This window comes from Treponema sp. UBA7567 (genome assembly GCF_002476655.1).
GTDB lineage: Bacteria > Spirochaetota > Spirochaetia > Treponematales > Treponemataceae > Treponema_D.
Genome location: NZ_DLLH01000050.1, coordinates 1 through 7,802, shown reverse-complemented (window position 1 = coordinate 7,802; position 7,802 = coordinate 1). Strand labels below are relative to the sequence as shown.

General features: G+C 41.7%; 5 protein-coding genes and 1 pseudogene. 3 read left to right on the top strand and 3 right to left on the bottom strand.

What is annotated here, in order from left to right; translation table 11 throughout:
* Window positions 1-279: 279 nt before the first annotated feature.
* Window positions 280-2,113, bottom strand: a pseudogene (argS, locus tag B3Y13_RS06625) (arginine--tRNA ligase).
* Window positions 2,114-2,274: 161 nt separating this feature from the next.
* On the opposite strand from argS, the gene B3Y13_RS06620 reads away from it, so the two are divergent.
* Entirely contained in the window at window positions 2,275-3,414 is a 1,140-nt protein-coding gene (locus B3Y13_RS06620; protein WP_296693491.1) for a glycoside hydrolase family 88/105 protein, read from the top strand.
* A gap of 15 nt (window positions 3,415-3,429) precedes the next feature.
* A complete protein-coding gene (gene yfcE, locus B3Y13_RS06615; RefSeq protein ID WP_296693486.1) occupies window positions 3,430-3,987 on the top strand; it encodes a phosphodiesterase in 558 nt (185 codons plus the stop codon).
* Window positions 3,988-4,014: 27 nt separating this feature from the next.
* Here yfcE and B3Y13_RS06610 read toward each other — a convergent pair whose 3' ends face one another.
* Window positions 4,015-4,350 carry an Hpt domain-containing protein gene (locus tag B3Y13_RS06610; RefSeq protein WP_296693483.1) on the bottom strand — a complete coding sequence of 112 codons (336 nt, stop codon included), beginning with the start codon at window positions 4,348-4,350 and terminating at the stop codon, window positions 4,015-4,017.
* Between the two features lie 98 nt (window positions 4,351-4,448).
* On the opposite strand from B3Y13_RS06610, the gene lepB reads away from it, so the two are divergent.
* Window positions 4,449-6,215: a signal peptidase I gene (gene lepB / locus B3Y13_RS06605; protein ID WP_296667294.1), complete on the top strand. Its 1,767-nt coding sequence runs from the start codon at window positions 4,449-4,451 to the stop codon at window positions 6,213-6,215.
* Between the two features lie 110 nt (window positions 6,216-6,325).
* On the opposite strand, the gene B3Y13_RS06600 is transcribed toward lepB, so the two are convergent.
* Window positions 6,326-7,802 (bottom strand): SEC-C metal-binding domain-containing protein (locus tag B3Y13_RS06600; RefSeq protein WP_296693480.1); only part of this gene is annotated, 1,477 nt, incomplete at its 5' end.

The window sequence follows — 7,802 nt, the reverse complement described above, 5'->3', positions numbered from 1 at the left end:
TAGTCAGCGCTGTAATGATAAACTAATCAGTGTTGTGCTGATTAGCTTGTCATCTGTACAATGATAAATTTGAAAAATTCGGCAATAAAAACCAAAGAATTGTTGAATTTTAAAAGATTCAATTTCGAGTTTAAAATTTTATTTTCATTGTTATGAGCGTGATTCAAAAAAAACTCCGAGCCAGTTTTAATGGCACGGAGTTTTTTTGTGTTTATTTTGTTCTTGCTGTCTTATGGCTGTCTTTTGTTGAAGAGTTGNNTTAGAACAGCCCGAAATATTTTACATTTTAGCAAGATACGGCACTAGGACAAGGCTCATTGCTTCTTTTAAAACCTGTAAGGTCGCCTTTGCGAGCGTGAGACGCGCTTTTTTTGTGTTTTCATCTTCTGCCGAAAGAATCGGACAGTTCTGGTAGAATTTTGCAAAGAGCTTTGAAATATCGTAAAGATATGCCGCGACTACAGACGGATCCTTGTTTGCGGCTGCCTTTGCAATTACCTGGGGATATTCACCAAGGCGTTTTGAAAGATCCCATTCTTCCGTAGCCTTTAAGAATACCGCGGCGTCTTTTGCTTCGAGCGGAGCGATTCCGTCGTTTTCTGCTTTTCTTAAAATCGAGGCAATGCGCGCTCCCATGTACTGCAAATAAGGGCCTGTGTTTCCGTTAAAGCTCAAGCTTTCTTCAGGATTAAAAATCATGTCTTTTACAGGACTTACCTGAATCAAATAATAGTGAAGGGCGGCAAGCGCGACTTTTTCTGCCACGTCGTCCGCATCACCGACATCATCTTCCCGGCCGCGCTCCTTAATTGCTTTGAGGGCATCTGCGTGCAGCGAGTCGATAAGGTCGTCTGCATCGACAACTGTTCCTTCGCGGCTCTTCATTCTTCCGTTTGGCAAATTTACAAGACCGTAGCTCAAGTGGTAGAGCTTGTCTGCCCATTCAAAGCCTAGCTTTTTAAGAATATAGAATAAAACCTTAAAGTGGAAAATCTGTTCAGAAGCAACAACGTAAATCAGCTGGTTGAACGGCCAGTCGTTGTGTCTACTGATTGCAGTTCCAATATCCTGTGTTATGTAAACAGAAGTTCCGTCTTTTCTTAAGAGAACTTTTTCGTGGTCTTCTCCGTCTTTTCCTTTTCCGACAGCTTCGGTCACATCAACTCTTACAGAACCATCTTCCGCCTTAAAGAAAATGCCTTTTTCGAGGCCTTTTGCAATTTCGTCCTTGCCCTTAAGGTATGTTTCGCTTTCAAAATAGAATTTATCAAAGCTGACGCCTGTTCTTTTATAGGTTTCGTTTACTCCGTTAAAAGTCCAGTCGTTCATTGTCTTCCAGAGCGCGCGTATTTCTGGATCGCCGGCTTCCCATTTTACNNACGAGCATTTCTTCTGCCTGCTGCTGTGCCTGTGGATGCGCTGTTTCCGGCTTGTCTTTTTCGCCTTTTAAGTATTTTTCAAATTCAACATAGCACTGGCCGACAAAATGGTCGCCCTTCATTCCAAGAGTTTCTGGAGTGTCGCCGTTTTTTTCGTGGAAAAGCTTGTATGCGAGCATTGACTTGCAGATGTGAATTCCGCGGTTATTTATAATATTTACCTTGTAAACTTCGGCGCCTGCTTTTTTTAAGATTCTGCTTACAGATTCGCCGAGAGCATCGTTTCTCATGTGTCCGAGATGCAAAGGTTTGTTAGTGTTTGGAGAAGAGAACTCCACCATTATTTTTTCGCCTTCCAGAAGCGGTTTTCCGTTTTCTCCAAGAGAGCCGTAAGAATCTTTTTCATCTTCAATTTTTGAAAGGATTGAAGCGATGGCTTTTTCTTTGTCGAGTTTTACATTTACGTAAGGACCGACATTTAAAACTGTTCCAAAAGAAGACGCTTTTTCGCCGATTTTCTGAACAACTTCCTGTGCGATTGCTGGAGGCGCCATGCGCAGTGATTTTGCAAAGACAAACATTGGAGAGCCTAAATCTCCCATTTTTGGATCCGGAGAATCCTGAACAACGACTGTTTCTTCGTTTACTGCCGGTGTTTCAGGCATTTTTTCCTTGATAATTTCATTTATTGCATCTGCAATTAAAGTTCTGAAAATTGATTTTGGATCAGACATTAAAATTTGCTCCTGTGCGGTTTTATATGTTCCCTTATAAAATACTTTATGCTATAATATCAAAATATTGTGCCGTTTACAATCTGCATTTAGAAGTGAAAAATTTCTTTGCCGGTAAAAATGGCTTTTTTGAGTTTAATAAGAATTTTGGAGAAAAATAAATGGATGCAGTTGTAATTGAACACTATATTGACGATTTGATGTCTAAATCGACGGCAGAATTTCCTATCTGGAATATCGAAAAAGCCCGTGCCGGAAAAAAATCTGGCTGGGATTATATCGACGGCTGCATGATTATGGCTTTGCTTGAAATTTACAGCACAAGCGGCGACAAAAAGTATCTTGATTTTTGCGATTACTATGAAGATTACAGAATCCACGATGACGGAACAATTGACGGTTACGACAAAAACACATGGAACTGCGATGAGCTCAACGGCGGAAAAAATCTCTTTGTTTTGTACCGCTACACAAATAAAGAAAAATACAAAAAGGCCTTGGATCGTCTTTACGAGCAGGTAAAAGACCAGCCGCGCACTGCCGAAGGAAATTTCTGGCATAAGCAGATTTATCCGAATCAGGTTTGGCTTGACGGTCTTTACATGGCTCAGCCTTTTTACATGGAATACGAAAAGCTTTTCAATAATTCAAAAAACATAGAAGATACTTACAACCAGTTTTTCAATGTTTACAAAATTATGCGCGATCCAAAGACAGGACTTTACTATCACGGTTATGACAGTTCAAAAAAAATGTTCTGGGCTGACAAAGAAACCGGCTTGAGCAAAAATTTCTGGCTTCGTTCGCTCGGCTGGTTCAGCATGGCGCTTTTGGATACGCTTAATATTGCTCCTGACCGCGGAAGCGAAAACTGGAACAAATTAAAGGGCATTTTCATTGACTTGTGCGAAAGCATGCTTAAATTTCAGGACAAAAGCGGAATGTGGTGGCAGGTTCCAAATTATCCAGGAAAAGGAAAGAATTATCTGGAGACCTCTGGTTCTGCAATTTTTGCATATTCACTTTTAAAAGGCTACCGCACAAAAATTCTTGAAGACAAAAAATTTCAGGAAGCAGGAATCAGGGCTTTTGAAGGGATTTGCGACAAATATCTGAATACTGATTCTGGACGTTTGAGCCTTGGAGGAATCTGTCTTGTTGCAGGTTTAGGCCCGGAAAAAGATTTGCGCCGCGACGGAACATTTGATTATTATATGAGTGAACCGATTGTTCAGGACGATGCGAAAGGCGTAGGACCATTCCTTCTTGCTTACAACGAATACAAACAGATAAAAAAATAAAAATCGGGGTAAAATATGAAGTATCTGGTGATTTCGGATATTCACGGAAGCGCAGAGAGCCTGGAAAAAGCGCTTGATTGTTTTGGAAAACAGGCTGATTATCTTTTGCTTTGCGGAGATTATCTGAATCACGGGCCTCGCAATCCTTTGCCGGAAGGCTGGAATCCTAAAAAAGTTGCTTCGGTTTTGAACGAAAACAAGGGGCGGATTATCTGCGTTCGCGGAAACTGCGATGCAGAAGTTGACGAAATGGTGCTCGAATTTCCGTGTCTTGCCGCCTATACGACAGTTTTTGATTCAAACAGAAGAGTTTTTGTTCACCACGGACATCTTTACAATCGCGAAAAACTAGAGAACTGGCTTCCAAAAGGGACTTTGATTGTAAGCGGACATACCCATGTTACTGTTTTGGAAGAAAGCAGCGACTTTTACTATTTTAATCCCGGTTCGATAAGCCTTCCAAAATGCGATGACGGAAAAACCTGCGGACTTATTGATATAAGTTCCGATGGCAAAATAAAAGCCGGACTTTATACAATCGAAGGAAAGTTTTTAAGAAGCCTTGATTTTTAACAGGAGCTTATCAGCCGGCGGGTCTTGTCAGCTGGCTTCCTTTTGAATTGTTTTTAAGCTTTCTGAATAACATTCACAAAAATCATTTGTCAGTTTTTGATCTTCTCCTGTAGTTTTTTCGCGCAGGACATCTTCCAAGTTTTGACCGATTTGCGCAAGTTTCTCCATTGCGAGTTGTCTTGCCGCTCCTTTTACCCGATGGACGTACGAAGCCGCTTCTCCATTTTTTTTGGAGAGAACAAGTTCATTCAGTTTTTCTGGCGAAAACTCGACGCTCAAAAAGGCCTGGATTAAAATTGACAGAAGCTCGCTGTCATTTCCGACCATTTCTAAGGCAATCTTTTTATTAAAAATTTCGGACATATCTTTATTCCATTTTTATAGATTTTTAATTCAATTTTTTTTATGCAGATTTTCTTTAGAGTAGTCTGTTTATTTTATTTTTGCTATACTTTTTTATCATGAATAAAGATAAATTAAAAGTTTTGTCCCTTGCAGCCGTTTTTTCGTCTGCAATTTTTTCTGTTTTGTGTTTTTCAGTGTCTTTGGACGTTTCTTTGACGGCGTTTCCGCTTGCATTGATTTTTACAGGCGTTCTTTTTTGGGCTGGTTATAGCCAGCTTTTTGGAAAGAAAGATTTGCGTTTTATAAGCGTTTTCCGTACACTTTTGCAGTATGAGCCTTATGTCCTTTTAATTGCCTTTGTTTTGCGCCGGGCGGGAAATCACGGAACTTTTTATCTTATCGATTTAATTGAAGTTGTTTTCTGGTGTGTTGCAAGTGTTTTGTCTTTGTGGATTCTTTATTGTCTTAATCCAAAGAGAATTGCCAAAATTGACGAAAACTGGAAGAAATTTATAAACGAGAATTCGATTGGAACAAAAAAAGGAATCAAGAGAATTGCTTTTGAATGTTTGAGCTGGGTTGACGCTCTTGTGCAGGCCGTTTTTATGGTTTTGCTTTTGAACATTTTTATCGTCCAGCTTTATGAGATTCCTTCCGAGTCGATGGTTCCAGAATTTTTGATAAGGGATCGCGTTGTTGTTTTTAAGACTGCGAGCGGTCCCAAATTCCCGCTTTCGGAAGTTGGACTTCCTTATGTAAAAAAGTATAAGCGCGGCGACATTGTTGTTTTTAGAAATCCTCACTATTCAAACGACAGAAAAAGCGAGGTACGGACATTCTTGAGCCAGATTGTATACATGTGCACTTTGACGACGGTAAATCTGAACGTTGATGAAGGCGGCAATCCAAAAGCAGATCCTCTTGTAAAAAGAATTGCCGGTGTTCCTGGGGAGCAGCTTATGATGCAGGACGGAATTCTTTATTCGCGGACAAAGGCAAGCGACGAATGGAAGGTTGTTGAACAGGATGCAAAATATGCAGAATGGAATTTAAATACTGTAAAAAATTCAATCAAGCGCGGACTTACAAGAGAAAGTTATGTTGTAGGCCAGGAAGAATATGATTCTATGATTGAATGTGAAAAACAGCGCAATGCTTTTGACATAAAGCTCTTTGAAATAGAGGCAAAGTCGATTTCCAAGAGTTTTGAAAAAATCTTTGCAGCTTATTCTTCAGAAAAGCAGAATAACAGTCTGGATGTTCTTTTTACGGACAAATATCTTTTTGAAAATTCCCTTTTTGCGCAGCATTATTTTTATGCGCAGGCTCTTCTTTCAAATAAAGACGGGGCAAAAAGCTTTGAGCGCTTTATGACTGCCTGGACGGAAAATGCGGATTTTAATTTTAACGGAGATCTTTACTCAGAAGCAAATTTTAAGCTTAACCTTATGATAAAAAAAGTTGCTGGAAGACTGTTCTTGAGGGATGCTCAGCTTCTTGCTGCAGGTAAAAACATAGAGCAGGTTAAGTCTGATTCTCAAATTCAGGAACTATTGAAAACTGCGGCAATGCTAAACTCTTATGCATTTTTGATGGACAGACGCAATATGCCGGTTTTTCCGGCAAACGACAAAGACGGCAATCCTCAGTATATTCCGCAGAATTGCTATTTTATGATGGGCGACAACCGCTTTAATTCGCTTGATATGCGCCATTCTTATGACAACTGGCTTGCGCCTCTTACAAGTTTAGACCCGGTTTCTGTAACTTATTACTCGGATATTTCTCCGCAGTATGTAAACCGCTCTAAAATTCTCGGAACTACGAGCTACAGGTTCTGGCCATTGAATAGACGCGGAGTTCCCGGCCATACAGGAAAATAAAACGGCTTAGGGGGCAGTAAGGGCTCGCAAAGTGTTATGCACGTAACCCTGAATGACCCGGCCTGCCGTGCTTGCACGGCAGGAAAGCCCTAAATTTTTATAAAGTTTTTTTAGCGTCCGTGGCACTGTTTGTATTTTTTGCCGCTTCCGCAAGGACAAGGATCGTTTCTTCCGACTTTTGGAATTGTGCGGCGGACTGTAACACTCTGTCCTTGACGGCCGTTTGCCATTACTCTGCTTGCAGCCTGTCTGCTCTGATGCGCATTTACACCGTCCGCTGCCTGGCCCATGCTCTGCGCTTGCTGATGCTGGGCGTTCATCTGAATGTTGCGCTGCGCCGGCTGTGGAGCTGGATTTATCTGAATGCGCACTTTGAATACTCTGCCTGCAATTGTGAGGCGGATGGTTTCGAGCATATCTTCGAATGCGTTAAAACCGTCTATTTTGTATTCTGTGAGCGGATTCTTTGATGAGTAAGAGCGAAGGTGAACTGCTTCTCTTAAGCCGTCCAAAAATTCGAGCTGGTCGAGCCATTTTTTGTCGATTAACTGCAAATACTGGTAGCGGATGAACATATTGAACTGTTCGTGTCCAACGAGAGATTCTTTTTCTGTCAGATCGTTCTGGAGAAGCGCCATAACTTTTTCTTTTGAAACATCTTCCGCCGGAAGCTGGACTCCGAAATTTTCGCGGATTTGTGTCAAAAGAGTGGTGAGTCCGTTTTTGCGGTTGTGTGAATATTCTTCAAACCACTGGTCAAGATAGTCCTGAGCCGTGAGCATTATGCGTTCTGAGAGTTTTTCGTCCGAAAGAATTCCATCGCGCTGTTCGTAGATATATTCACGCTGGTCGTTTAAAACATCGTCGTAGTCGATAAGGTTCTTACGGATTTCAAAGTTGCGCTCTTCTACTTTTTTCTGTGCGTTTTCGATTCCTTTTGTAAGCCATGGATGATAAATCGGTTCTCCTGGTTCCATTCCGATTCTTGTCATGATGTGCTTCATTCTCTCACCGCCAAACAGGCGCATAAGGTCGTCGTCCATCGAAATGAAGAATTTTGAGCGTCCAGGATCTCCCTGACGTCCAGAGCGTCCGCGCAGCTGGTTGTCGATACGGCGGGATTCGTGGCGCTCTGAGCCGATTACGTAAAGACCGCCGAGAGATTTTACTTCTTCGTAATCTTTTTGCCACTTTTCTTTTTCTGCGATAACTGCTTCTTTTAGCTGTTCTGGAGTTGCGTTTGTTCCAACTCGTTTTAGTGCGCGAGATTCGTAGCTTCCGCCGAGTTTAATATCAGTACCGCGTCCTGCCATGTTTGTTGCTACAGTAACAGCGCCCTTTGCGCCGGCTTCTGCAATGATGAGGGCTTCGCGCGCGTGGTTCTTTGCATTCAAAACTTCGTGCCTGATACCTGCGCGGGTAAGGAGGGCGGACAGATGTTCTGATTTTTCAACCGAAACTGTGCCGACAAGAATAGGCTGGCCTTTTTCGTGGGCGGTCTTGATTTCTTTAACGATTGCGTTCCACTTGTCTTCTTCGTTGAGATAAACTTCGTCCTGCTCGTCAATGCGGGCAACAGGAAGGTTT